Below are 25,875 nucleotides of genomic sequence, written 5' to 3'. Positions count from 1 at the left end.
CACGCCTGGCACAACGCAGGGAACGCCCATGGAAACCAGCAAGACCAAGACCAGCTTCTATCGCCGCCTCTACGTCGCCTGGCTGATCGACAGCGGCGCCGCCACCAGCGTCCCGGCGATCATGGACGCCACCGGCATGCCCCGGCGCACCGCCCAGGACACCCTCTCCGCCCTGGGCGAACTGGATATCGAATGCCACTTCGCCCAGGCCGAGGGCGAACGCAACAACGCCGGCCACTACGAAATCCGCGACTGGGGCGCCATCGACAAGCGCTGGATCGCCACTAACCTGCATCAGATCAAGGCGGTCCTCGGCTATCCCTGAGACCCTGCCCCGCCAGTCCACTCCGGGAGCTGCGTTTGAACCTCGATCTGCTGATGGTCCTCGGCCTGCTGGCGGTTGCCGTCACCCTCTTCATCCTCAACAGGCCGCGCATGGACGTGGTCGCCCTGCTGGTGATGGTCGCCCTGCCGCTGACCGGCGTGCTGGACATCCAGCACACCCTGGCCGGCTTCAGCGACCCCAGCGTGGTGTTGATCGCCGCGCTCTTCGTCATCGGCGACGGCCTGGTCCGGACCGGCATCGCCTATCGCCTGGGGGACTGGCTGGTGGCCAGGGCCGGCAGCAGCGAGACCCGCCTGCTGGTGCTGCTGATGCTGGCCGCCGCCGGGCTGGGCTCGGTGATGAGCTCCACCGGCGTGGTGGCCATCTTCATCCCGGTGGCCCTGGGCGTCGCCGCGCGACTCAAGATTCCCCCGGCGCGCCTGATGATGCCGCTGGCCTTCGCCGGCCTCATCAGCGGCATGCTCACCCTGGTGGCCACCGCCCCCAACCTGGTGGTCCACAGCGAACTGCGCCGCGCCGGTCTCGACGGCTTTGGCTTCTTCAGCCTGACGCCGGTAGGGCTGGCGGTGCTGGCACTGGGCGTGCTGTACATGCTGGCGACCCGCCGCTGGCTCACCCCGAGGGGCCGAGACCAGGCCGATGCGGCGCCGCGCCTGACCCTGACGGACCTCGCCACCGCCTACGACCTGAACCAACGCGAGCGCCGGCTGCGGGTCCGCCCCGACTCGCCCCTGGCACGCCAGGCGCTGAACGAACTGGAGCTGCGCAAGCAGTACGGCATCAACGTCATCGCCGTGGAGCGCCAGCAGCGCTTCCGTACCCTGCTGCTGATGGCCACCGGCAACACCCTGCTGGAGCCCGGCGACGTCCTCCTGGTGGACCTGGCCAGCCCCGCCATCGGCCTGCTCGGCGCCTACCAGGAGCTGGGCCTGGAACCCCTGCCGTTGACGGCCTCCTACTACAGCCTGCATGCCCATCAGCTGGGTCTGGCCGAAGTCGCCTTCCCGCCCGAATCCAGCCTCCCCGGCAAGACCATCCAGGCGTTGGGCTTCCGCACCCGGCACAAGCTCAACGTGGTCGGCCTGCGCCGCCAGGGCCGCGCGCTGGACGGACTGCTGGTGGACGAGAAGCTCAAGACCTCGGACACCCTGCTGGTGGCGGGTGACTGGCGGGCGATCCACCAGCTCCAGGGCAAGAGCCGGGACTTCCTGGTCCTGAGCCTGCCCGCCGAGGTGGACGAAGTGGCGCCCACCGCCCGCAAGGCGCCCTACGCGCTGCTCAGCCTGGCGGTGATGATCGTCCTGATGGTCAGCGGGCTGGTGCCCAACGTGATGGCGGCACTGATCGGCTGCCTGCTGATGGGCGCCTTCCGCTGCATCGACCTGGACAGCGCCTATCGCGCCATCCACTGGCCCACGCTGGTGCTGATCGTCGGCATGCTGCCCTTCGCCCAGGCGCTGCAGCAGACCGGCGGAATCGACCTGGCGGTGAAGGGACTGGTGGCCCTGCTGGGCAACGCCGGCCCTTACGCCATGCTGGCCTGCCTCTTCGCCGCGACCTCCCTGATCGGCCTGTTCATCTCCAACACCGCCACCGCCGTGCTGATGGCGCCGGTGGCCATAGGCACCGCCCAGCAACTGGGCCTGTCGCCCTACCCCTTCGCCATGATCGTCGCACTGGCGGCCTCGGCGGCCTTCATGACGCCCATTTCCTCCCCGGTGAACACCCTGGTGGTGGGACCGGGGCAGTACCGCTTCGGCGACTTCGTGAGGGTCGGCGTGCCCTTCACGGTGCTGGTGATGATCGTCAGCGTCTTCATGGTGCCCCTGGTATTCCCGCTCTGATGGACGCGGGTCCCCACGGGCACCCCCGCTGTGGGAAAATGCCGCGTTTCCCCTCGACATCGCCGCCATGCCGCAACCGCCCAAGCGTTCACGCCCCGCCCCCGCGAAACCCGCCGCCCCCACCAAGGGGCAACTGCACCCGCGCAACCGCCACCAGGGACGCTACGACTTCCCCCAACTGATCCAGGGCAGCCCGGAACTGGCGCGCTTCGTCATCACCAACCCCTACGGCAAGGAAAGCATCGACTTCGCCGACCCCGAAGCGGTGAAGGTGTTCAACCGTGCGCTGCTGCGACAGTTCTACGGCATTCGCCACTGGGACATCCCGCCGGGTTACCTGTGCCCGCCGATTCCCGGGCGGGCCGACTACCTTCACGGCCTGGCGGACCTGCTGGCGGCGGACAACGGCGGCGTCATTCCCCGGGGCAAGGGCCTCCAGGCCCTGGACATCGGCGTGGGCGCCAACTGCATCTATCCCCTCATCGGCCACCAGGAGTACGGCTGGCACTTCACCGGCGCGGACATCGACCCGACCGCCCTGGATTCGGCCCTCGCCATCGTAGGGTCCAACCAGCTGACAAGCGCCATCGACCTGCGCCGGCAGGCGGCCCCCAAGCAGATCTTCAAGGGGCTCATCGCGCCGGGCGAGCGCTTCGACCTCACCCTCTGCAATCCGCCCTTCCACAGCTCCCTGGACGAAGCCACGCGCGGCAGCCGGCGCAAGTGGAAGAACCTCGGCAAGCAGGCCCCTGAACGCAAGCTGCCGGTGCTCAACTTCGGTGGCCAGGGCGCGGAGCTCTGGTGCGAGGGTGGCGAATCCGCCTTCCTCCAGCGAATGGTGGACGAGAGCCGCCAGTTCCGGGACCAGGTGCTCTGGTTCAGCAGCCTGGTATCGAAAGGCGGCAATGTGCCGGGCATGGAGGCACGACTGCGGCGCAGCGATGCCGTCGAGATACGCACGGTGGAAATGGCCCAGGGCCAGAAGCAGAGCCGCTTCGTCGCCTGGACCTTCCTCGATGCCGACCAGCGCGAGGCATGGCGGCGGGCGCGCTGGCAGGCCTGAGGTCGCCCGCTCCCTCAGGGAGCGGTGACACTGAAGCGCGGGTCCAGCCGGCTGTAGCCCATGCCCACGCCCTTGTGCACCCTGAGCTGCACCGGAATACGCTCCTTGAGCGCTTCGACGTGGCTGATCACCCCGATCATCTTGCCGCTGGCGTTGAGCGCGTCCAGGGCATCCAGGGCGACCTCCAGGGTTTCGCCGTCCAGGGTACCGAAGCCCTCATCGAGGAACAGCGAATCGATGCTGGTCTTGTGACTCACCAGGTCCGACAGGGCCAGCGCCAGCGCCAGGCTGACGAGGAAACTCTCCCCACCCGACAGGGTCTTGCAGTCCCGGGCCGTGTCCGCCTGCCAGGTATCCACCACTTCGAGCTCCAGCTCGCCCCCCTGGCGCCGCGCCAGCTGATAGCGACCGTGCAGCCGCTGCAACTGACGATTGGCCAGGTGCACCAGGTGATCCAGCGTCAGGCCCTGGGCGAACTTGCGGTACTTGGCCCCATCGGCGGAGCCCACCAGGCTGTTCAGGCGCTGCCAGAGGTCGTAGTCGGCTTCCTGGCGACCGATCTCGGCGAACAGGGCCTGAAGGTTCTGCCGTCGCAGGGCATCACCCGACAGCTGGGCGCGAATCTCGCCCTGGCGCTGGCTGAGCCCCCGCAGGCGCTCGCCGAGGGCCTGCCACTCGGCGTCCAGCTGCTCGGGAGCCAGCGCACTGGCCGGCTCGGCCTGCAAGCGTCCGGCGTGCGCCCGGGCGTCCGCCAGCAGGGCCTCGGCATCCCCCCGCTCCCGTTCCAGCCGCTGTTGCAGGTCCTGCAGGCCCGCGCGCTCGACCTCGTCGAGCAACGCGGCGAGAAAGGCCGGCTCGTCGTTGAACGGACTGGCCGCGAGGGCCTGTCGCCAGGCGTCGAGGTGCTGCAATTGCTGGAGGCGGAGCGCCTGCAGCCGTTGATCCTGGCTGTGCTCGCTCCCCTTCAAGTGATTGAGACGCTGCTGCGCCAGGTCCAGCTCCGCCTGCTCGGTCGCCAATGCGGCCTCGGGGTCCGGTGCCGGCGCCAGAGGCGCCCGGTCGGGCTCGCCGGAGGCCTGCCAGCGCCCAAGCCAGACGCTCGCCTGTTCCCGGGCGCGGGCCAGGGCAAGCTGCTGGTCCCGTAGTCGTTCCTCCAGCTCCTGGCGGCTGGCCTGGTCCTGCTGCCATTGCCGCCATTCCGCCTCGCGCTCGGCGAGCCAGGCCTCCCCGGACTCGGGAAGTTCGTAGCCCAGCGATGCCAGCCCCGCAATGAGACTCGCACGTGCCTCGCTCTGCGCGCCATGCGACTGCTCCAGTCGCTGGACAGTCGCCTGCTCGCGCTGGTGCAGTCCGGCCAGCTCCTTCTCCAGCAGCGCGAATGCGCTGTCGCAGGCCTGCCGGTGTTGCTCGGCCCGTTGCCGCCCCTCGCGGACAGACGCCAGTTCGGCCTTCATCCGGTCCAGGTGCCCGAGGCGCTCCTGCAAGGCCTGGACCCGCGCAGCGTGCGCCTCGCGCTCGGCATGCAAGGCGGCCAGGTCGGGAAGCTGCAGCGCCAGCGCCTGGCACAGTTGGCGCCAGTGCTCGACGACTTCACGCTGCTCCGTCTCGAAGCCCTGCAACGCCTCGCCCAGCTGCTGGGCCTGGGCCTCCAGGGCGGAAAGCCGGTTGCTGAGGATTTCCCCCTGCTGGCGCACCTCGTCCTGGGCCTGCTTGGAGGCCTCCAGGGCCCGCTGGGTGTCGGACAGGTCGAGCGCTTGGTATTCGGCGATCGCCGGATGCTCGTGGGAACCGCACAGCGGGCAGGCATCGCCAGGCTGGAGGGCGGCACGATAGGCCTCCAGTTGCTGGATGCGACGCTCCTGCTCGAGCAGCTTCTCCTTGTCGGCGATCTGCTGCTTCAGCTCGCTGAAACGGCGCCGCAGGGCATCCCGTTGCTCCCCCAGACCACGGCGCTCCTCCTCCAGGGGCAGCAACTGGGCCCGGGTCCGATCCTGGCGCTCGGCCAGTTGCCGGCGCTGCTGGGACAACTGTTCCAGCCGCTCGAGCTGAGCGCCGCGCTCCAGAAGCCGCTGCCACTGCTCCCGCAGGGCGACGTCATCCTGGCCGGCCAGCAACTCGTCCAGCCGGACCTGTGCCTCCCGCTCGCCCAGCTGCGCCTGCACCTGCTCGGCATGGGCGGACTCGACGGCGCTTCGAGCGGACGACAACCGCTGCTCCAGCGCCGTCGCTTGCCCGCTGAGCGCAGCCTGCTCGCGCTGCAGTTCGCCGATCTCCGCCTGGCGCCGAGCCAGGGCGCCGAGCTCCGCCCGCCAGCCCCCCAGATGCTCGCCCAGCCGGGCCCGCTGCGGATGCTCGGCCAGGCGCCGCTCAAGGCCCTCACGCTCATTCAGGAGGCTTTCCACGGCGCGCTGCCGGACAGCGACCCATTGCTCGCTCAGTTGGGCGCCCCGCCACAGCTGGCCGAGGATGCGCTCGGCCAGGTCTTTAAGCTCCTGCCGGGTGACCCGCAGCTCGCCCTCGCCCTGCTCCAGTTGCAGCACACTGCGCTGCCAGTCGCGGTGCAGGGGCTGCAGGCGGCTGGCGGGCTCACTGGCCGCCAGACGTGCCAGTTGGGGCTGGGCCTGCTGCAAGGCTTCGCGAGCCGCCAGGGCCTGTCGTTCGGCGGACTGTTGGCGGGCAAGCGCCTTGTCCAGTTCATCGCGCCACTGGCGCTGTCGTTGCAGATCGGCCTGGAGCGCCTGCAACTGTCGCTCGTCCGAAGCCAGCCCCTCCGCCTCCGCCTCCAGGGCGAGGCGCGCGTCATCGCCCAGCAGCTCCACCCCTTCGGCGCGGGCGCGAAGCTGGTCGAGGCCGGCCTTCACCTCCCGGGTGCGCTCGAAGACGCGTTGGGAGATCAGTCCGTAGATGTCGGTGCCGGTGAGTTCTTCCAGCAGCTCCGCACGCTGGTTGGCATTGGCCTCCAGGAACGCGGCGAACCCGCCCTGGGCCAACAGCATGGACTTGGTGAAACGGTCGAAATCGAGCCCGGTCAGGCGTTCGGTGAGCCGGAGCTTGTCCGCCACCTTGTCGCTGAGGATTTCCCCGTCGGCGATGCGCGCCAGCTCCACCCTGGGAGCCTGCAGGCCCCCATCCACCCGGTCACGGGCGCGACGCTGGCTCCAGAAGGCGCGATAGCCCACGCCCTTCACCTCGAACTCCACCTCCGCCAGGCAGTCGGCCGTATGGCGCGTCATCAGCTCGTTGAGGCTGGCAGAGACCGTGCCCATGCGCGGCGTACGGTGATACAGGGCCAGGCAGATGGCGTCCAGCAGGGTGGTCTTGCCGGCGCCGGTGGGGCCGGTGATGGCGAACAGGCCATTGCCCGCGAAGGGCTCGCCGGTGAAGTCGATCTTCCATTCACCCTTCAGGGAGTTGAGGTTCTTCAGGCGCAGGCTGAGGATCTTCATGCGTCACCCTCCCGCAGGTCGGCCAGCACCCGGCGGTGCAGTCCCTGCAGCTCGCCACGCAAGGCGGCATCCAGTTCCTCGCTCTCCAGACGTTTGTCGAACACCTCCTCCGGGTTCAGCTCATCGAGGGTTTCGCGCGCCTCGCGTTGCAGGCCGGGCAGGACATTGCCCCGTTCGCGGCGAATGCGCAGCACCTCCACCGGCAGTCCCTCGCAGAGCGCGGCCAGGCGCGCCTGGAGGTCATTGAGGTAATCATCGGTACTGACCTGTACCTCGACCCAGACCGGTCGCTCCGGCGTCCCCTCGGACGCGACTGCGGCCAGCAATGCAGGCAACTCGGCGAGGCTGCCGCGCAGCGAGTGCAGGGGCTGGAAACGCGGCACCGGCAATGCCTCGACCTTGTGCAGGCCGATGCTGTCCAGCTCCACCAGCAGGACTTCCTTCTGCTGGGATGCCTCGTCGAACGCCAGAGGAATCGGCGAACCGCTGTAACGGACGTGCTCCAGTCCGCCGACCTTCTGCGGCCTGTGGATATGTCCCAGGGCGATGTAGTCGGCCGCCGGGAAAGCGTTGGTGGGGAAGGCCTCCAGGGCGCCGACGTAGATCTCGCGCACGGATTCGCTGGCGCTGGCGCCCACGGTGGTGAGGTGGCCGGTGGCGACGATGGGCAGGCCACCGCCCAGTTCGCTCCGCCGCTCACGGGCGAGGTCGAACAGGTGCTGGTAGTGCGCCTGGATGGCCTGCTGCAGCGACAGCTGCTTGTCGGCGGCGCTCTGCCCGGCCTGGCTCTGCAGCACATCGCGCGGGCGGATGAAGGGAATGGCGCAGAGTATCGCCCCGGGCACCCCGGAGCGGTGCCGGAGCACCAGCACCTGCTCCGCCGGGTCCAGGCCCACGGCCGGGACCACCCGGGTCTGCAGCTGCGCCAGCAGGCTGCGGCTTTCCCCCAGCATGGCCACGGAATCGTGATTGCCCCCCAGCACCACCAGCTCGGCGCCAGTGGCGCGCAGATCCACGATGAACTGGTTGTACTGTTCCCGGGCGTAGCTGGGTGGCGCCCCGGTGTCGAAGATGTCCCCCGCGATGAGCACCGCATCCACCTGGCGCGCCTCCACCTGCTCGATCAGCCAGTGGCAGAACGCCTGGTGCTCGGCTTGCCGGGTCTTGCCCATGAAGTGCTGGCCCAGGTGCCAGTCGGAGGTGTGAAGGATGCGCATCGGGATCACCCTGGGGAACGGAAATGCGCGCAACCCTGTCATTTCCTTCGCGGCCTGGCAACCGTCGAGCCGCTATCCTGTGTTCATCCGCTGCAGACAGGGACCGACATGCAACGCCTCCTTCGCGACTTCAAGATCATGCTACTGGCCAACCTCTGGCTGATTCCGGTGCTGGCGGTCCTGGTGGGCGCCCTGTTCTACTTCGTGGCGCCGCCGCCGCCCATGCACGCGCGCCTGGCCACCGGCGGCCCCACTGGCGGCTACCACGCCTTCGGCCTGAAGCTGAAGGAGGAACTGGCCAGGCAGGGTTTCGAGCTCGAACTGGTGCGAAGCAAGGGCTCCCTGGACAACCTGGCCAAGCTGGAACGGGGTGACGTGGAGATCGCCCTGGTGCAGAGCGGCCAGGAGCTCACCCTGGAGGCGCACAAGCGGGACGCGCTGCATGGCCTCGGGGTGATGTACCAGGAGCCCCTCTGGCTGTTCAAGCGCAAGGGGATCGTCATCGACAGCATGGCCGACCTGCTGCCCCTGAGGGTCGCCATCGGCGCCCCCGACAGCGGCACCCGCTCGGTGAGCGAAGCCCTGCTGGCCGCCAACCAGATCAGCCCCGAACGCTACCCCGGGCAGTGGCAACCCATCAGCGCCAGCCCCGCGGCCAGCGCCCTGCTGGCGGGCGAGCTGGACGCCGGCTTCTTCCTCGGCCCGGCCGAGAGCGCCGTGGTGCAACGCCTGGCGGCCAGCCCGGAGCTGGACCTGGTCAGCCTCCGGCGCAGCGCCGCCTACCGCGCTCGCCTGCCCTACCTGACCAAGCTGGCGGTCGGCGAGGGCGTGCTCAACCTCGCCAGCAACAGCCCGGCACAGGACATCCTCACCCTGGCCCCGGTGGCTACCCTGGTGGCCAATGACGAGTTCCACCCCTCGCTCACCCCACTGATCCTCGAGGCCGCCCGCGAGGTGATGAAGGGCGGCACCCTGCTGGACCCGCCGGGCACCTACCCGGCGGCCAAGCCCCAGACCCTCGCCCCGCTCAGGGAGGCGGAGTACTACTACGAGAAGGGACTGCCCATCCTGCAACGCTATGTGCCCTTCCGCATCGCCTCCCTGGCGGACCGCTACATCATCCTGCTGATCCCGCTGATCGTGATCATGATCCCCCTCTCCAAGGCCGTCGGCCCCATCTACCGCTGGCGCATCCGCGCGCGCATCTACCGCTGGTACAAGCACCTGCGGGAGATCGAGCGCAAGCTGGACGGCGACACGCCGCCGGACCAGCTGGCGGCCGAGATCGACAACCTCGAACAACTGGAACAACGCCTCGTCCGGGTCGAGGTGCCACTCTCCTACTCCAACGAGCTCTACGACCTGCACGTGCACCTTCGCTACGTGATCGAGCGCTTGCAGGCGTTGCAGCGGCGGCAGGCAGCCGGCGAGCGGCTCGGGTAAACTGGCGGACTTTTGATGCCGGCGCGCCAGCGCGCCGGAGGTCCCCGGAGAGCCAAGAGCCATGCCCATCCGCCACTGCATCGTTCACTTCATCGACAAGAAGCCCGACGGCAGCGCCGCCGTGCTCCACGCCCGGGACAGCGAACTGGGCGAATCCCAGGCCATGGAGAACCTCCTGGCCGACCTCAACGAGAGCTACAACGCCAAGCAGGGCAAGGCCTGGGGCTTCTTCCACGAGGAGTCCGGCGCCTACCCCTTCAGCGGCTGGCTGAAGGAGTACCAGGACGGTGCCCGCGACTTCACCGCTTTCAGTCGCCAGGCGGTGGAGCACCTGCAGAAGCTGATGGAGGAGTCCAACCTCTCCACCGGCGGCCACGTGCTCTTCGCCCACTACCAGCAGGGCATGACCGACTACCTGGCGATCGCCCTGCTGCACCACAGCGAGGGTGTCGCCGTGACCGACAGCCTGGAGGTGGCGCCGGCCAAGCACCTGGACCTGGGCCAGTTGCACCTGGCGGCACGGATCAACCTGTCGGAATGGAAGAACAACCAGCAGTCGAAGCAGTACATCTCCTTCATCAAGGGCAAGAACGGCAAGAAGGTCTCGGATTACTTCCGTGACTTCATCGGCTGCCAGGAAGGCGTCGACCCCCCCAGCGAAACCCGTACCCTGCTCAAGGCCTTCAGCGACTTCGTGGAAGCCGAGGACCTGGCCGAAGACCAGGCTCGGGAGAAGACCAAGACCCTGGTGGACTACGCCAGCACCCAGGCCAAGCTGGGCGAGCCCATCACCCTGGACGAACTGTCGGGGCTGATCGACGAGGACCGTCCCCGCGCCTTCTACGAGCACATCCGCAACAAGGACTACGGCCTGTCCCCGGAGATCCCGCCGGACAAGCGCACCCTCAGCCAGTTCCAGCGCTTCACCGGCCGTGCCGAGGGCCTGTCCATCAGCTTCGAGGCGCACCTGCTGGGCTCGAAGATCGAATACGACGAGGGCCGCGACATGCTGATCATTCGCCAGCTGCCGACCCAGCTGAAGGACCAGTTGAAGCGGCGCAAGGACTGAAACGAAGAAGCCCCGGCCAATGCCGGGGCTTCTCGCTTCGGGCCGACCGCCGGATCACACCGCCTCGATACGGAACCCCAGGCGCGGCACGTGGACATTCACCCGGCCGGCACGCTCGTCGTCACGACCGAGGATGATCTCCTCGATACCGCTGAAGACCAGCTCGCCCTCCACCGGGTCGACGCCGTAGTCCGTGGCCGCCACCCGCACGACCTGACCGACCGCAAAGCCATTGGGATCGTCGACCGCCCCCTCCGGCAAGGGCGCCGGCTCGGCCCCGCGAGCGATCTCGATGGCCTCGACGGCGGACAAGGGGCTGGACGCGCCCTCGCCAAAGCCCAGCACACGCCCCAGCCAGGCGGCTACATCCGGGTAGTCGTCCACCAGCGGCGCGGTCACCGGGGTCGCCTTGAGGAACCAGAGACAATGGGCCAGGGAGAAATCCGCCACCGAGGGTTCGCCGAAGAGGAACTCGCCCTCGCTGCGTTCCAACTGCTGCTGCAGCCGGCCCATGAGCACCGGCCAGTTGTTCCGCGCCTGCTCCGGCGACAGGCGGCTGGCGCTGCCGCCGGAGAACAGCTTGGCGCGGTCGGCGAGGAAGGCCTGCTGCGCGGCGGGAGGCAACTGCCCTATGCGCACGGCGATGGATTCGGGCTGGAACACCAGGGTCACGGAATGCTGGAAGATCACCGAGTCCACCCACTGGGCGAAGCTCGCGACGATGAACTCCTGTCCCTCGGGGAACAGCGCCGGGGTCGCCTTCTCCGCCTCCAGGCGGCGGGCGATCAGCGCGGTATCGCAGTAGATGTCGGCCCCCACCTGCAACACCGGGGTCTTGCGGTAGCCACCGGTCAGGGCCATCAGGTCCGGCTTGGGCATGATCCGCGGGATGTCCACCGAGCGCCACGACAGCTGCTTGTAGCCGAGCATCAGGCGCGCCTTCATGGCGAAGGGCGAGGCGTCGTAGTGATGCAGGATGAGTTCGGACATGGGGCAGGGCTCCGCTGCGTGAAAAAGAATCCGCAGCTTAGCGTGCGCCCGTCTCCGGGCCCATCCTTTCCGGAGCCTGCCAGGCCTTTATCAGCGCCTCTTTGGCCGGCTTCTTCATGCGTTTGATGGCGAGCTCACGGCGCAGGGCCTCGCCCTTGTCGGCGCAGGTCTCGACAAAGACCAGCGCCTGGGCCGGACTGGAATGGAAGAAACGCGCGCCCTTGCCGCTGCGGTGCTGGGCGAAGCGGCGCTGCGGGTCGTCGCTGATGCCGCAGTAGAGCGCGCCGTTCTCGGCACGCACCAGATAGACGAACCAGGGCTTGGCGGGGGGGACTTCAGGCAGTTCGGACATCGCGGGACCTTCGAGGCGGCGCCGCGATTAGGCCTGTCCGGGCGTCAGGGCACAAGCCCCCGCGCGCTGGCCCGGTAGGCGGAGAGGCCCCGCGCCGCCTGCTGGCGGATCCTGTCCTGCACCGCCGGCAACCAGCCCAGCAGCAGGCCCTTGGCTCCCAGGGCCTGGCGGCTCCAGCGCCAGAGGTCGAAGTGGTCGTGGTGCTCGATGATCCTGCCGTCGGAGAACAGGAAGCGGGCCTGGATGCGATTTTCCACCATGCGACCGGTCTGGCTGAACAGGTAGCGAGCCACCCAGTGGGCGCTGCCCTGGAGATCGTCCGCCTCGACGCGGTCGAAGGTCAGGGAGAACTGCTGGGCCCGGCTGGCCAGCATGCGCCACATGTCCGCGGCTTCCTCGCCATTGAGGTCGGTGAACACCGGGTCGCTGAAATGCACGTCCGGGCTGTAGCAGGCCGCCATGGTCTCGGCGTCCAGCCGTTGGAAAGCCTGGTAGAAGCGGGTGATGAGTTCGGCGTTGGGATGGGCCATGGGTCAGCTCCGGGGCAAGGGATGACAGCAGTATCGACCCACTTCGGGCTGAGGCTCCAGTGCCATCAGCCCCGCGAATGCAGGTAACCGCTTCAGGGCGACTCCGCCTTCAGCTCCTTGAGGTGCTTGTAGACCGTCGCGCGGCCCATGTTGAGGACATTGGCCACATAGTTGGCGGCACTCTTGCCCTTGAAGGCGCCTTCGGCGTGCAGCGCCAGTACCAGTTCGCGCTTGTGTTCCCGGGTGAGCAGGTTGAGACCCAGCTGGCGCTGCCGCAGCCAGTTGTGCAGGAAGGTGTTGATGCGCTCCTGCCAGTCGTCCCGGAACAGCGCATCCGGCTGGGGAATCAGCTTGCCTGGCGAGAGGAACAGGTCGAGGGCCGCCTTGGCCGCCTCGAACAGCGAGATATTGAGGTTGATGCAGAGCACCGCCAGCGGCGTGCCCTGGGCGTCCCGCAGCACCGTGCTCATGGAGCGGATTTTCTGGCCGTCCCAGTTGAGCTTTTCGTAGGGGCCGATGTTCCGCTCGCCCACCTCATCGTCGAGCATGTCTTCGAGGGCGGCGTCATCCCCTACGCAACGCTTGGACAGGTTGTTGGCGATGTAGTCGATCTTCTGGGTCCGCAGGTCGTGGAGCACCACCTCGGCATGGGGAAAGAACAGGGTGGCGATGGCGTCGGCGATGGCCCGGTAGTTGTCCAGGTCAGCGGCTGGGCGGGGGGTCATGAAACGGCTCCTGGCGCGGAAGGAACGACGCCGGGCACGGGGCCCGGCGCTGCGAGTGTGGCGCAAAGCGCCGGCGGCGTCACCCCAGGCGGGCCGGCGAAAGCAGCGCCTCGGTGAGGCCGAAGCGGGCCAGGTGCTCCGGCAGCGGCTGGCGGCGGATCAGGCTGGCGCTGGCCTCGCCCATGGCGGCGGACGTCTGGATGCCGTAGCCGCCCTGCCCCGCCACCCAGTAGAAGCCCGGCGCGCCCGGGTCATAACCGGAAACCAGGTCGCCGTCGGCGAAGAAGGAGCGCAATCCGGCCCAGGTCCGCGCCGGACGGCGGATGCTCATGTGGGTGTGCTCCTCGATCTGGTAGATGCCGAGGGCGATGTCCAACTCCTCGGGCTGCACATCGTGGGGCTCCACCGGGTCGGCGTTGGCGGGCGAGCCCAGCAGCATCCCGGCGTCCGGCTTGAAGTAGAAGGACTCGTCGAGGCTCACCACCGCCGGCCAGGCGTGGACATCCAGCCCCTCCGGCGGCGCGAAGATGAAGGCGGCCCGACGCTTGGGTTGCAGTCCCAGCGGCCGGACGCCCGCGAGGCGCGCCAGTTGATCGCACCAGGCACCCGCGGCATTGACCAGCACCGGCGCGACCAGGTCGCCCTGCCGGGTCGTCACCCGCCACAGCTCGCCGTCGCGGCGCACCGCCTGCACCTCGCAGCCCAGGCGCACCTCGCCACCATTGCGGCGAATCCCACGCAGGTAGCCCTGGTGCAAGGCATCGGTATCGATATCGGCGGCGCTGGGGTCGAACATGGCGCCCTGGACCTTGTCGCGGCGCAGTACCGGCACACGCTCGCAGGCTTCGTCGGCGCTGAGCATGCGCATGTCGGGCACGTTTTCCAGGGCACTGTCGAACTGGCGTTGCAGCTCGGCGGCGTCGCCCGTGAAGTCCACCACCATTTCGCCACGGGGCGTCAGCAGCGGATGCTCGCTGAATCCGGGCGGAGGCGCATCGAAGAAGGCCCGGCTGGCGGCGGTCAACGCCCGCACCTGGGGCGTGCCATAGGCCACGGTGTAGAGCGCGGCGGAACGGCCGGTGGCGTGGTAGCCGGCGTGTTCCTCCCGCTCCAGCACCAGGACGCGGCCATGCCGGGACAGCCAGAAGCCGGTGGAGGCACCGGCGATGCCGGCACCGACGATGATGAAATCGACCTGGTTCATGGGCGCCTCACTGGCCTTCGCACTGCAGTTGGTAGACCCGGTTGGCCAGCGCCACGTCCTCGAGGCCAAGGCCGATGGAGCGGAAGAACACCGGACGGCTGTAGTCCGGGCGCGGCACGCGGTCGCTCACCAGGCCGGGCAGGTCGCCGACGATGGACTCGGGACTCCAGCCATGCCGCTCGGCCGCCAGCAGCATCTCGCCGGCGGCGCCTGGCGTGGTGACACGGTAATCGCAGTAGACATCCATCTCCGCCAGGGCCTCGGGCGGTATCTCATGGGCACGCGGGGCATTGGTGCTGATGGAGGTGACCAGCGCCGGCCGGGTGAGTTGGCGCGGGTCCAGCACCGGACCGGCGGAAGAGGTGCAGAGCATCACCACGTCGGCATCGGCCACGGCAGCGTCCAGGCTGTCGTGGACCTCGACACGCGGGTCCTCGGCGCGCAGCAGCGCCTGGGCCTCGGCATTGCCGGCGAGCGTCCGCGAATGAACGCGGATGGACTGCCAGTCCCGCAACCCTTTCACCTGATGCAGGTGGGCACGGGCCACCGCGCCACTGCCGATCACCGCCAGCCGACGGGCCCCGACCGGCGCCAGCTCTTCCACCGCCACGGCTGTGGTGGCGGCGGTGCGGGCGGTGGTGAGTTCACCGGCATCGCAGAGCAGCAGCGGCTGGCCACTGTCCATGGACATCAGCAAGGTCCAGGCGGTGACCCGAGGGCCCTCCGGCTTCTTGATATAGGGCGAGGTCTTGACCCCGTAGACGCCTTCCTTGGCGAGCACGCCCAGGTAGTTGATGAAGTCGCCCGCGGCATTGGGAAACTCCACCAGTTGCTGGGGCGGCTGCACGGCCTCACCCCGGGCGAGGTCACGGAACATGTGGCGCATGGCCTGATGCACGTCGAGCTGCTGGAGCAGGCGGCGGGCTTCGGCTTGCGGAACGACGAACGGCGGGACGCTGGGCATGGGAGGCTTCCGGAGTCAGAAATAAACATTTTGTCCATTCTGGACTCAGTTGTTTACATCGACAAGCGAAAAGCGACCTGCTGCACGGGCGCCACGTCAGGCCCCGGGGTCGGGGCCGTCTCACCAGGCAGGCTTACCAGCCCACGCCGAAACCGACGGTGTAGCGTGTTTCGTCGATCTCGCCGTCGGCGCCGCTGACCTGGTCCTTCTCGGCCTTCATGTTCAGCGAGGCCCAGTCGGTGAGCTTGTAACGCAGGCCCATCTCGGCATCCAGGGAGTAGTCGGCGGTGTTGTCCAGCGGACGTCCCACTTCGCCGGTGGTGAAGAACTCGACCGTCTTGCCGATCAGGTAGCGGTTGTAGTCCCACTTCAGGCTGAGGGAATAGAAGTTCTCCTTGCTGCCATCGGAGAACTGGTAGTCGCTGCGGTTGACCAGGCTCGCCAGGGAGAAGGCGCCCAGTTCGTCGTCCCAGAACTGGTAACCGGGACCGGTACCCAGGGTGCGCTGGCGCGCCAGCTCCTCGACCTTGTCCCGCTTGTATTCACCGCGGCCCTGCCAGAAGAACTGGTCGGTGAGGAAACGGTCGAGGGCGTACTCGACCTCCCAGTTGTCGGTGGTCTTCACCTCGTTGGTGAACTCGCGGTTGTATTCGCCCGAGGCGTTGTGCCGCCAGCGGCCGTGACGCGCCTTGGTGGAGAAGTCGACGTCATAGTCGTCGGTGTCCTTCTCGGCGCGCTTGTAGTCGAGCGCCAGGTCGACGTTGCCGGTCCAGGTGAGGTCTTCCACCAGGGGCTTGGGCTTCATGATCTGGTCGATGCTGGCCAGTTCCACTTCCTTGGGGGCATCGCCGTTGGCGAGGATGACCTTGCCCTCGTCGGCCCGGTGCAGGGACTTGGCCCGCTCGCCCTCCACATCGCCCTGCTTGATCAGCAGCTCGCGGTCGCTCTCCAGGGTGGCGACCTTCTTCCAGTCCAGCGGAATGGTTCCGCCGTAGTCGGTTTCCAGCACCAGCTTGTTGCCGTCGAAGACGCGGATGGTGCCGGTGAGTCGGTCGCCGTTCTTCAGCCAGACGGTGTCGGCGAAGGTGGCGGTGGAAGCGGCGGCAAGCGCCAGGCAAAGCAGGGATCGAGACAGCATGGGACGGCTTCTTCGGCTCCGATTCAAAAAAAGCCGGGCATTATCCGGATGGCCGGCGGCAGAGCAAGGACTGACCGGACGATGGCCGATGAGTTCCGAAGAATCGATGGACGTGCGCCTCCCCGCTACCAGCCCACCCCCACGCCGATGAGGTAATGGCGGTCCGATACGGTGGTTCCCTGGCCCCGGATCTGGTCCAGCTCGTAGAGCAGCGAGAGCCGCGCCCAGTCGTTCAGGCGATAACGCAGGCCGAACTCGCTGTCCAGCACATAATCGATCTCGTTGATGCGCGGCATCTGCAACTGGGCCTTGGAGTAGAGCTCGAAGCGGGTCCCCCAGATCAGGCGCTTGAAGTCCCACTCCAGGGAGTAGGCGTCGAACTCCAGGTCACCGGCGGCGCTTTCCAGTTCAAAGCGCGACAGCTGGGCGATCAGGTCGAAGCGCCCCAGTTCGTTGTCCCAGAAGCGATAACCCGGCCCCAGTCCGTAGGAGCGCTGGCGATCGAAGAACTCGAAGTCATCGCGGGCCTGGTCATAGCTGCCACGCACGAACCAGTGGGGGGTGAGGAATCGGTCGAGATCGTACTCCAGCTCCCAGTTGTCCTCGGTGCGATCGCCGTTCTTGGTTTCGTTTTCCAATTGCCCACTGAGCACATGCCGCCAGCGGCCGTGCTCGACCCGGGTATCGCCCTTGAGCTTCCATTCATCCTTCTTGTCGGCATTGCGCTCCATGTCCAGCTTGGCGTCCAGGTTGCCTTCCCAGATCCGGTCCTTGAGCAGGGGACGGGGCGGAACCATCTGGCGGATGCTGGCCAGGGGCACCGTCTCGCTCGCACCATTGACCAGACGCACCATGCCCTTGCCCGCCGCTTCCAGGCTCTGGCTGTGCTCGCTGTCCTGGCCCGCGCGCTTGATCATCAGCGGTTTCTCGGAGAGGAGGGTGTCGATATCCTTCCAGTCGATCAGCACCTGGCCGGCATAGCGGGTCTTCAGCGCCAGCTTGCCGCCATCCAGCAACAGGATCTCGCCGGTCAGGCGATCGCCGTTGTTCAACCAGACGGTATCGGCCCAGAGCGGCGTACACAGGACAGTCAGGAACAGGGCACCGAGGCAACGGATCATGGCGGACAGCAAGAAAGGGAAAGAGGCGCCAGAGGATGCATGGGGGGACTTGCCCGGAGCAAGTGCCGACGTTCGCCGGGAGGCGCTCTACCTGACCCTTGGCCAGGTACCGGAGGGCAAGGTGGTCACCTACGGCCAACTGGCGGAACTGGCGGGCCTGGGCCGCGCGGCGCGCTGGGTCGGCCGGACCCTGAGTCAGCTGCCCAGCGGCACCCGGCTGCCCTGGCACCGCGTGGTGGGAGCGGGCGGGCGCTTCAGCCTGGCCGCTGGTACCCCGTCCGGCAATGAACAGCGGGCACGATTGCGCGCAGAGGGTGTCCGACTCCACAACGATCGGGTGGACATGCGTCGGCACGGCTGGCATCCCATGCCACCCAAGGGTTAGAGTGCGCCCTGCCCTGTTTCCCGCCCGCCGCGGAGCGCCCCTGTCCGGCGCCTCGCCTTTCGGACCGCACCGCTGATGCCTCATAGTTCCTGGCGCGCCGCCATCGCCGCCTACGCCTCGCCCTCCACCCTGTCGCTGCTGTTGCTGGGGTTCGCCGCCGGCCTGCCCTACATGCTGGTGTTCGCCACCCTGTCGGTCTGGCTGCGGGAGGCCGGGGTCTCTCGGGAAACCATCGGTTTTGCCAGCCTCATCGGCCTGGCCTACGCCTTCAAGTGGATCTGGTCGCCGCTGCTGGACCAATGGCGCCTGCCGCTGCTGGGCCGCCTGGGTCGGCGCCGCTCCTGGCTGGTGCTGTCACAGGCCCTGGTGGCGCTGGGGCTGGTGGGCATGGCTATGTGCGACCCGCAAACCCACCTGACCTGGCTGATCGCGCTGGCGGTGGTGGTGGCCTTCGCTTCCGCCACCCAGGACATCGCCATCGACGCCTATCGCCTGGAAATCGCCGAGGACAGCCGGCAGGCCGCCCTGGCCGCCTGCTACATGACCGGCTACCGGGTTTCCGCGCTGCTGGCCACCGCCGGCGCGCTGTATTTCGCCGAGTGGTTCGGCTCCACCACGACCGTCTACGAATACGGTGCCTGGGCCGGCACCTACCTGTTGTTCGCCCTGCTGATGCTGCCTGGCCTGATCACCAGCCTGTGGATGCGCGAGCCGGCGGTCGAGTTGCCGGCCCAGACCAACAGCTCTCGCTTCAAGCTCAAGCAGCAGCTGTCCTCGGTACTGATCCTGCTGGTGATGCTGATCTCCCTGCCAGCGATGATCACCGGCCTGCTGGACCGCGCCTGGCCTCGCGCCGCGCTCTACGCCATCTTTCTCGTCACCTGCCTGTCGCCCTGGGGCATGCGCCAGATCCTGCCGGTGCGCGACCTGCTGAGCCAGCAGCGCCGCCAACTGCTGGTCGCCGCGAGGGGCAAGGTGATGCCGAACTTCGACTTCGTCCACCAGGCCGTCTCGATCATCGTGCTGATCGTGGTCCTGGTGACCATCGCCGCCGCGGTGAAGGCGTTTTCCTCGGGCGCCTGGCCTCGGGGCACGCTGTTCGTGCTGATCACCCTGGCCTGTTTCTCCGCGCCCGGCCGGCTGCTCATGGCCCCGGTACTCACGCCAATCAGTGAGTTCGTCCAGCGCTACCGCTGGCAGGCGCTGCTGCTGCTGGGGCTGATCGCCACCTACCGGATGTCCGATACGGTGATGGGGGTGATGGCCAACGTCTTCTATATCGACCAGGGCTTCACCAAGGAGCAGATCGCCAGCGTCAGCAAGCTGTTCGGCCTGGTGATGACCCTGCTCGGCGCTGGCGCCGGAGGCGTGCTGATCGTGCGTTTCGGCATCCTGCCGATCCTCTTCATCGGCGGGGTCGCCTCGGCGGCCACCAACCTGATGTTCGTGGCCCTGAGCGGCATGGGCGCCCACCTGAACATGCTGGTCCTGACCATCTCCTGCGACAACTTCAGCGCGGGTCTCGCCACCTCGGCCTTCGTCGCCTACCTGTCGAGCCTCACCAATCTGAAGTTCTCCGCCACCCAGTACGCGCTGCTCAGCTCCATCATGCTGTTGCTGCCGCGCCTGATCGGCGGCTATTCGGGAGTGATGGTGGAAAGCCTGGGCTACCACAACTTCTTCATGCTCACGGCCCTGCTGGGCATTCCCACCCTGCTGCTGATCGCCATCCAGTGGGGTCGGGATCGCCAGCAGCCCAGGGAAAACGGCTCGCACAGCAACCCACCGGCATCGAGCTCCACCGAGCAGCCCTGACCCCCGGACACGAAAAAGGCCAGCGAATGCTGGCCTCTTTCGTAGCGTGCATCCGAGCGCTTCAGGCTTCCTGGACCAGACGCACCACCCGCTGGGGGAAGGGGATACCGATGCCCACCTCATCCAGCCGCTCCTTGGCCCGCTCGATGAAATCGAAGGTCACGCCCCAATAGTCCTCCGTGGCGACCCAGACCCGCAGGGAGATGTTGATGGCGCTCTCCCCCAGTCCGGTGACGAAGACCACCGGTTCAGGATTGCGCAGCACGCGCGGGTCCCTGGCGATATCCAGCAGCACTTGGCGGGCCACCTTGATGTCGCAGCCGTAGTCGATGCCGATGTTGATATCCACGCGGCGGGTCTTCTCCCGCGAGAAGTTGGTGATGTTGCCGTTGGACAGGCTGCCGTTGGGTACGATCACCACCTTGTTGTCGCCGGTCTTCAGGGTGGTATGGAAGATCTGGATGCCGTCCACGGTTCCCGCCACGCCCTGGCCCTCGATCCAGTCGCCCACCTTGAACGGGCGGAACAGGAGGATCAGCACACCGCCAGCGAAGTTCGCCAGGCTGCCCTGAAGCGCCAGGCCGATGGCCAGGCCCGCCGCACCGATGGCGGCGACGAAGGAGGTGGTTTCGACCCCGATCATCGAGGCGACGCTGACCAGCAGCAGCACCTTGAGGATGATGTTGGCCAGGCTGCCGACAAAACCCTGAAGCGTGCGATCGACATTGCGGTTGCGCATCAGCGCGCCCACCCGGCCGGTCAGCATGTTGATCAGCCACCAGCCCACCAGCAGGGTGATCAGCGCCAGGGTCAGCTTGCCGCCGTACTCCAGCACGATGGGAATCCAGGCCTCGGATGCCTTCACCAGCTCATCGACGTTCATATCCATCGTTGTTCTCCTCAATTTCCACAATGCAAAACCAGGCCGCCATGGACACTCCATGGCGGCGAAGGTTCAAGGGGTACCTGGAGTGCGACGCGAGCGGGCCGCGAAGGTTCCGCTCAATCGCGGAAGTTGTTGAACTGCAGCGGCATGCCGAACTCCTTGGCACGCAGGGAGGCGATGGCGTCCTGCAGGTCGTCGCGCTTCTTGCCGGTGATGCGCACCTGCTCGCCCTGGATCGCGGCCTGGACCTTGAGCTTGGTGTCCTTGACGTGGGCGACGATCTTTTTCGCCAGCTCCTTGTCGATGCCCTCGCGAAGCACCGCCTCCTGCTTCACGGCCTTGCCCGAGGCATAGGAGTCCTTCACCTCCAGGCACTGGATATCGATCTTGCGCTTGACCAGGGCCAGCTTGAGGATTTCCAGCATCTGCTCCAGCTGGAAGTCGGCTTCCGCCGTGAGCGTCACCGTCAGCTCCTTGAACTCGAAACTGCCCTTGCCGCGCAGGTCGTAGCGGCGATCGAGCTCCTTGATGGCGTTGTCGACAGCATTGGTGACTTCGTGCTTGTCCAGTTCGGACACCACGTCGAACGAGGGCATGGGATTCCTCCAGATAGACGGCGCGATCTGCATCACGGATATGAGCGCGCCTGGCTTGACGGTAAAAAATGCGCACCCATTATAACCGAGCGACAAGTCCCCTTTTCGAGGCCTTACCCAGCAGTCCGAATCCGGCAGAGCGGTGGGGCGACAAGGCAATCGGCATGGGGCTTGATATCATAACGCCACATTCCGCTGTCCCACTCCTTCGCGAGCCTGCCCAATGCCCAACCCTCATCTCAGCATCCTGGTGGTGGACGATGCCAAGTTCTCCAGCGCCATGATCGGCCGCGCCCTCGCCCAAGCCGGGTACCAGGACCTGCGCTTTGCCAGCAGCGCCAGCGAAGCCCTGAATCTTTTGGAGCAGAAGCCCGCCAACGTCATCCTGGCGGACTGGCTGATGCCCGAGATCGACGGCCTGGAGCTGACCGCGCGAGTGCGCCAGCTGGACGAAATGACGGATCACTACAGCTACATCATCCTGCTGACCGGCAAGGAAGGGGAGAACGTCCTGGGCGAGGCCTTCGATCGCGGGGTGGATGACTTCATCAGCAAGGCCGCCATGAGCGAGCAACTGGTGCCCCGGGTGTTCGCCGCCGACCGCCTCTGCGCGACCCTGCAGCGCCTGCTGCAGGAAAATCGCCTGCTGACCCAGAACATCGCCAGCCTGGAACAGCGCAACCTCGTGGACTCCCTCACCGGCTTGGGCAATCCCCGCTACCTGCGGCTGAAGCTGACCGACAGCCTGCGCCAGGTGGAGTCCCGCGGTGGCGCCCTGTGCTACCTGCTGATCGGGCTGCTGGACGCCCCGCAGCTGCGCCTGCGGTATGGCGACACCTTCTACAGCGAGCTGCTCCATGGCGTCGCCCGGCGCTTGCAGCAACTGATTCGCCCGCTGGATGTGCTGACGCGCCTGGACGAGAACCATTTCGGTCTGATCACCCTGATCGACGACCTCCACGAGTGCTCGCCCAGCAGTTTCCGTCGACTCCACGAGGGGCTGAACCTCAAGGCCTTCAAGACCACCGAGGGCTTCATCACCCTCAAGGCCGGCATCGCCCTGGTGGGCCTGGATACCAAGGCCCTGCCGGTGGATGTGGAGGAACTGCTGGACAAGGCCGTCGCGCTGCTGCCCGAAGCCTACGCCAGTGGTCGGGTCACCGCCCTGCGCCTGCCCCAGCCATGACCTGGCACATTCTCGGCGCCGGCAGCCTCGGCAGTCTCTGGGCCACCCGCCTCGCCCGTGCCGGCGTGCCGGTCCGCCTGATCCTGCGGGACCCTCGGCGACTGGCGGCGTACCAGGCGGCCGGCGGCCTCACCCTGGTGGATCAGGGCCAGGCCCGGCGACACGCCATCCCCGCCGAACTGCCAACGGCCGATGGGCCCATCCAGCGCCTGCTGGTGGCCTGCAAGGCCTATGACGCCGAAGCCGCCGTCGCCCCCTTGCTACCGCGCCTGTCTCCCGACGCCGAGCTGGTGCTCCTGCAGAACGGCCTGGGCAGCCAGGATGCGGTCGCCCTTGGTGCGCCCCACGCGCGCTGCGTGCTCGCCTCCAGCACCGAAGGCGCCTTTCGCGAAGAGGATTTCCGCGTGGTGTTCGCCGGCCAGGGCTTCACCTGGCTGGGGGACCCTCTCCGCCCCGGCGCCCCGGCCTGGCTGGGCGACCTGTCGGCCGCCGGCATTCCCCACGCGTGGACACCGGACATCCTCTCGCGCCTCTGGCGCAAGCTGGCCCTCAACTGCGCCATCAACCCGCTGACCGTGCTTCACGATTGCCGCAACGGCGGGCTGCTGGAACATCCGGCCGAAGTGGCGGTGCTCTGCTCGGAACTGGTGGAGTTGCTGCAGCGCTGCGGCCAGCCGGCAGCGGCCGAGAACCTGCTGGAAGACGTGCAACGCGTGATCCAGGCCACCGCCGCCAACTTCTCCTCCATGCATCAGGACGTCGCCAGCGGCAGGCGCACCGAGATCAGCTACCTGCTGGGCCACGCTTGCGCCACTGCGGCGCGCCACCATGTCGCCGTGCCCCATCTGGACCGCCTGCACGAACGCCTCAAGGCCCACCTGCGGCAGCGCGGATTGCCCGTCACCTGACCCCGCGCTAACCTGCCTTCAGCCCAGTCGCGGAAACCTGCCCCCTTGACCAGCCTGCGCAAGCGCCTCGAGAACCTGTCGGTCGGCCGCAAACTCCTCGCGGCCCTCCTGGTGCTCCTGGCCACCGTCCTGCTCATCGCCAACCTCGCCTTCATCAGCGCCGCCTACTGGATTTCCCAGGAAAGCGTGGCGCCCCAGGCCCTGGAAACCCTGGGCCGGCTCTTCGCCAGTCCTACCGTTTCCAGCGACGCCCTGTCATCGGAGGCAAGGGCCAGGTCGATGCTGGAGCGGCTGGACGGCTACAGCCCACTGAGGGCGGCCGCCCTGTACGGCACCGACGGCCGCCTGCTGGCCCAGTTGCAGACGGGCGAACAGCTCGACCTGCCGCTGACGGCCAGCGACATCCCCGGGTGGCGCTCGCGAGAATTCCGCGCCACCCACCTGTCCCAATTGCCACAACCCGGCCGCGATCCGGGCTACCTGCTGCTGGTGGCCTCCAGCGAACTGCCCGGGGTGTTCTACACCGGCACCCTGACGGCCAGCCTGGCGATCCTGGCCTGCAGTGTGCTGCTCTGGTTGCTGGTGGCCCGCCAGATCAAGCGCATGGTCACCCGCCCCATCCGCCGGCTGGAGGAGCTCTCCCGCCAGGTCACCCGTGAGGAGAACTACTCCCTGAGGGCGCCCCGGGGCAACCGCGATGAGATCGGCAGCCTCTCCGATGCCTTCAACACCATGCTCAGCCGCATCGAGGCCCGGGAGCAGCAGCTCAAACGGGCCCGGGACGACGCCCAGGCCGCCTTCGACCAGGCCCATACCCTGGCCGAGGAAACCCGTCACTCCAACCGCAAGCTTGAGCTGGAAGTCCAGGTACGAAGCAAGATCGAGAAGAAGCTCACCGGCTTCCAGAACTACCTCAACAGCATCATAGACTCCATGCCCTCGGCGCTGATCGCCCTGGACGAGCAGCTCTACGTCACCCAGTGGAACCAGGAGGCCAGCGCCCTGTCCGGCACCTCCATGGACGATGCCCTGAACCAGCCGGTCTTCCTCGCCTTCCCATCCCTCAAGCCCTTCCTGCCGCAGATCCGCCTCACGGCGGAGAAACACAAGGTGGAGAAGGTGGAACGGGTCAGCTGGCGGGTGGGCGAGGACGTGAAGCACTACGCCCTGACCTTCTACCCATTGACCGGTGGCGCCGGGCGCGGCGTGGTGATCCGTATCGACGACATCACCCAGCGCCTGTCCATGGAAGAACTGATGGTGCAGTCGGAGAAGATGCTCTCGGTGGGAGGCCTGGCCGCCGGCATGGCCCACGAGATCAACAACCCCCTGGGCGCGATCCTGCACAACGTGCAGAACATCCGGCGGCGCCTCTCCCCGGAACTGGACCGCAACCAGGAGCAGGCCGCCATCAGCGGCATCAGCCTGGAGTCGGTGAACCAGTATCTGGAGGCCCGCGAGGTGCCTCGGCTGCTGGACGACATCCAGTACGCCGGCGCCCGCGCCGCGAAGATCGTCACCCACATGCTGGCCTTCAGCCGTCGCAGCAACCGCCAACTGGCGCCCTGCCAGCTGCCGATGCTGATCGACCAGGCCCTGGAGATCGCCAGCAACGACTTCGACCTCACCGAGGGATTCGACTTCAAGGAGCTCCAGATCGTCCGCGAGTTCGATCCGGACCTCGGCCCCGTGCCGGGTACCGCCAACGAACTGGAGCAGGTCCTGCTGAACCTGCTGAAGAACGCCGCCCAGGCCGTCCATCAGCGCGAGGACGGCGAAGAAGGACGCATCACGCTGCGCACCCGTCTCTGCCCGCCCTGGGCCGAGATCCAGGTGGAAGACAACGGCGTCGGCATTCCCGAGACGGTGCGCAAGCGCATCTTCGAGCCCTTCTTCACCACCAAGGAAGTGGGCCAGGGGACGGGGCTCGGGCTGTCGGTTTCCTATTTCATCATCACCAACAACCACAAGGGGCAGATGGAAGTGCAGTCCAGGCCCGGCCAGGGCACCTGCTTCACCCTGCGCCTGCCGCTGACATCCACCGCCACGGACGCAGGAGCCGCCTGACATGGGCAACCGCCTCTCGAAGATCTACACCCGAACCGGCGACAAGGGCGAGACCGGCCTTGCCGGTGGCCGCCGGGTTCCCAAGGACCACCCGCGCATCGAGGCCATCGGCGAAGTGGACAGCCTGAACAGCCAACTGGGCCTCTTGCTCGCCGAACTCGCGGAAGGACAGGCCCGGTGGCCGGACCTGGCGGAGCTGGAAGAGGCCCTGGCCCCCTGCCAGCACCGCCTGTTCGACCTGGGCGGAGAATTGGCCATGCCGGAATACCAGGTGGTGGACACTGCCGAGGTCGAACGACTGGAAGCGGCCATCGACCGCTGGAATGACGAGCTGGGGCCGCTGGAGAACTTCATCCTGCCCGGTGGCTCACGCCTGGTGGCCCAGGCCCACGTCTGCCGCAGCGCCGCCCGCACCGCCGAACGCCGCCTGCAGACCCTGAACGGCGAGGAACCCCTGCGAGCGGAGTTGCTGGCCTACCTCAACCGCCTGTCCGACCTGCTCTTCGTCGCCGGCCGGCTGATCGCCAGGCGGCAGGGAATCGGTGAGGTGCTGTGGCAGGCGGCGGGAAAGGCGGGATAG

The 25,875-nt window shown here is 67.5% G+C and carries 23 protein-coding genes; 11 read left to right on the top strand and 12 right to left on the bottom strand.

Translation table 11 applies throughout. The features are described from left to right. Window positions 1-28 precede the first annotated feature (28 nt). The 3 genes from KF707C_RS05240 to rlmF all read left to right on the top strand — a co-directional run bounded on the left by KF707C_RS05240 (window position 29) and on the right by rlmF (window position 3,253). Window positions 29-325, top strand: coding sequence for a winged helix-turn-helix domain-containing protein (locus KF707C_RS05240; RefSeq protein WP_003448401.1), 297 nt, complete (start codon window positions 29-31; stop codon window positions 323-325). Between the two features lie 35 nt (window positions 326-360). Beyond that, window positions 361-2,190: an SLC13 family permease gene (locus tag KF707C_RS05235; protein ID WP_003448402.1), complete on the top strand. Its 1,830-nt coding sequence runs from the start codon at window positions 361-363 to the stop codon at window positions 2,188-2,190. A 67-nt stretch (window positions 2,191-2,257) separates the two neighbouring features. Continuing rightward, the gene (gene rlmF, locus KF707C_RS05230) at window positions 2,258-3,253 is read left to right on the top strand and encodes a 23S rRNA (adenine(1618)-N(6))-methyltransferase RlmF (RefSeq protein ID WP_003448404.1); all 996 of its coding nucleotides are present in this window, start codon (window positions 2,258-2,260) and stop codon (window positions 3,251-3,253) included. Window positions 3,254-3,267: 14 nt separating this feature from the next. Here rlmF and KF707C_RS05225 read toward each other — a convergent pair whose 3' ends face one another. Beyond that, window positions 3,268-6,699, bottom strand: coding sequence for an AAA family ATPase (locus KF707C_RS05225; protein ID WP_003448406.1), 3,432 nt, complete (start codon window positions 6,697-6,699; stop codon window positions 3,268-3,270). Further along, window positions 6,696-7,916 (bottom strand): exonuclease subunit SbcD, encoded by a 1,221-nt coding sequence (sbcD, locus tag KF707C_RS05220; protein ID WP_081608019.1) that lies wholly within the window; start codon window positions 7,914-7,916, stop codon window positions 6,696-6,698. Before sbcD ends, KF707C_RS05225 begins: the two co-directional genes overlap by 4 nt. Window positions 7,917-8,024: 108 nt before the next feature. On the opposite strand from sbcD, the gene KF707C_RS05215 reads away from it, so the two are divergent. Both KF707C_RS05215 and yejK read left to right on the top strand, forming a co-directional pair. Further along, entirely contained in the window at window positions 8,025-9,359 is a 1,335-nt protein-coding gene (locus KF707C_RS05215; RefSeq protein ID WP_003448409.1) for a TAXI family TRAP transporter solute-binding subunit, read from the top strand. A gap of 61 nt (window positions 9,360-9,420) precedes the next feature. Next, on the top strand, window positions 9,421-10,428 hold the full coding sequence (yejK, locus tag KF707C_RS05210) for a nucleoid-associated protein YejK (protein ID WP_003448410.1): 1,008 nt from the start codon (window positions 9,421-9,423) through the stop codon (window positions 10,426-10,428). 54 nt (window positions 10,429-10,482) lie between these two features. Here yejK and KF707C_RS05205 read toward each other — a convergent pair whose 3' ends face one another. The 8 genes from KF707C_RS05205 to KF707C_RS05170 all read right to left on the bottom strand — a co-directional run bounded on the left by KF707C_RS05205 (window position 10,483) and on the right by KF707C_RS05170 (window position 17,452). Next, window positions 10,483-11,418 carry a glutathione S-transferase family protein gene (locus KF707C_RS05205; protein ID WP_003448411.1) on the bottom strand — a complete coding sequence of 312 codons (936 nt, stop codon included), beginning with the start codon at window positions 11,416-11,418 and terminating at the stop codon, window positions 10,483-10,485. Between the two features lie 37 nt (window positions 11,419-11,455). Next, window positions 11,456-11,770, bottom strand: a complete 315-nt coding sequence (locus tag KF707C_RS05200) for a GIY-YIG nuclease family protein (protein WP_003448412.1) — start codon at window positions 11,768-11,770, stop codon at window positions 11,456-11,458. A gap of 44 nt (window positions 11,771-11,814) precedes the next feature. After that, window positions 11,815-12,300: a nuclear transport factor 2 family protein gene (locus KF707C_RS05195; RefSeq protein ID WP_003448413.1), complete on the bottom strand. Its 486-nt coding sequence runs from the start codon at window positions 12,298-12,300 to the stop codon at window positions 11,815-11,817. 92 nt (window positions 12,301-12,392) lie between these two features. Continuing rightward, a complete protein-coding gene (locus tag KF707C_RS05190; protein WP_003448414.1) occupies window positions 12,393-13,025 on the bottom strand; it encodes a helix-turn-helix transcriptional regulator in 633 nt (210 codons plus the stop codon). A gap of 79 nt (window positions 13,026-13,104) precedes the next feature. After that, entirely contained in the window at window positions 13,105-14,229 is a 1,125-nt protein-coding gene (locus KF707C_RS05185) for an NAD(P)/FAD-dependent oxidoreductase (RefSeq protein ID WP_003448415.1), read from the bottom strand. A gap of 7 nt (window positions 14,230-14,236) precedes the next feature. Beyond that, a complete protein-coding gene (locus tag KF707C_RS05180) occupies window positions 14,237-15,193 on the bottom strand; it encodes an ornithine cyclodeaminase family protein (RefSeq protein ID WP_003448416.1) in 957 nt (318 codons plus the stop codon). Between the two features lie 133 nt (window positions 15,194-15,326). Continuing rightward, entirely contained in the window at window positions 15,327-16,331 is a 1,005-nt protein-coding gene (locus tag KF707C_RS05175) for a DUF481 domain-containing protein (protein ID WP_003448418.1), read from the bottom strand. Window positions 16,332-16,456: 125 nt separating this feature from the next. Continuing rightward, window positions 16,457-17,452, bottom strand: coding sequence for a DUF481 domain-containing protein (locus KF707C_RS05170; protein WP_036990984.1), 996 nt, complete (start codon window positions 17,450-17,452; stop codon window positions 16,457-16,459). Here KF707C_RS05170 and KF707C_RS05165 point away from each other — a divergent pair. Both KF707C_RS05165 and KF707C_RS05160 read left to right on the top strand, forming a co-directional pair. Next, on the top strand, window positions 17,451-17,837 hold the full coding sequence (locus tag KF707C_RS05165) for an MGMT family protein (RefSeq protein ID WP_036990986.1): 387 nt from the start codon (window positions 17,451-17,453) through the stop codon (window positions 17,835-17,837). The two genes, KF707C_RS05170 and KF707C_RS05165, sit on opposite strands and share 2 nt — an antisense overlap. A 75-nt stretch (window positions 17,838-17,912) precedes the next feature. Continuing rightward, the gene (locus tag KF707C_RS05160) at window positions 17,913-19,652 is read left to right on the top strand and encodes an AmpG family muropeptide MFS transporter (protein WP_003448424.1); all 1,740 of its coding nucleotides are present in this window, start codon (window positions 17,913-17,915) and stop codon (window positions 19,650-19,652) included. A 61-nt stretch (window positions 19,653-19,713) separates the two neighbouring features. On the opposite strand, the gene KF707C_RS05155 is transcribed toward KF707C_RS05160, so the two are convergent. Further along, complete coding sequence (locus KF707C_RS05155; RefSeq protein ID WP_003448426.1) at window positions 19,714-20,541, bottom strand: mechanosensitive ion channel family protein; 828 nt, start codon at window positions 20,539-20,541, stop codon at window positions 19,714-19,716. 113 nt (window positions 20,542-20,654) lie between these two features. Continuing rightward, complete coding sequence (locus KF707C_RS05150) at window positions 20,655-21,134, bottom strand: YajQ family cyclic di-GMP-binding protein (RefSeq protein ID WP_003448428.1); 480 nt, start codon at window positions 21,132-21,134, stop codon at window positions 20,655-20,657. Between the two features lie 223 nt (window positions 21,135-21,357). Here KF707C_RS05150 and KF707C_RS05145 point away from each other — a divergent pair, with 223 nt between their 5' ends. Genes KF707C_RS05145 through KF707C_RS05130 form a run of 4 tightly spaced genes read left to right on the top strand, consistent with a single transcriptional unit; the run spans window position 21,358 to window position 25,875 of the window. Continuing rightward, window positions 21,358-22,320 (top strand): GGDEF domain-containing response regulator, encoded by a 963-nt coding sequence (locus tag KF707C_RS05145; protein WP_003448429.1) that lies wholly within the window; start codon window positions 21,358-21,360, stop codon window positions 22,318-22,320. Continuing rightward, window positions 22,317-23,228, top strand: a complete 912-nt coding sequence (locus KF707C_RS05140) for a putative 2-dehydropantoate 2-reductase (RefSeq protein ID WP_003448430.1) — start codon at window positions 22,317-22,319, stop codon at window positions 23,226-23,228. Before KF707C_RS05145 ends, KF707C_RS05140 begins: the two co-directional genes overlap by 4 nt. Window positions 23,229-23,273: 45 nt before the next feature. Then, the gene (locus tag KF707C_RS05135) at window positions 23,274-25,295 is read left to right on the top strand and encodes a sensor histidine kinase (RefSeq protein WP_003448432.1); all 2,022 of its coding nucleotides are present in this window, start codon (window positions 23,274-23,276) and stop codon (window positions 25,293-25,295) included. Window position 25,296: 1 nt separating this feature from the next. Beyond that, window positions 25,297-25,875 carry a cob(I)yrinic acid a,c-diamide adenosyltransferase gene (locus tag KF707C_RS05130; protein WP_003448434.1) on the top strand — a complete coding sequence of 193 codons (579 nt, stop codon included), beginning with the start codon at window positions 25,297-25,299 and terminating at the stop codon, window positions 25,873-25,875.

Source organism: Pseudomonas furukawaii, from assembly GCF_002355475.1.
Taxonomy (GTDB): Bacteria; Pseudomonadota; Gammaproteobacteria; order Pseudomonadales; family Pseudomonadaceae; genus Metapseudomonas; species Metapseudomonas furukawaii.
Note: the sequence above shows the minus strand (reverse complement) of the source record. Positions and strands in the feature narration are given on the sequence as shown.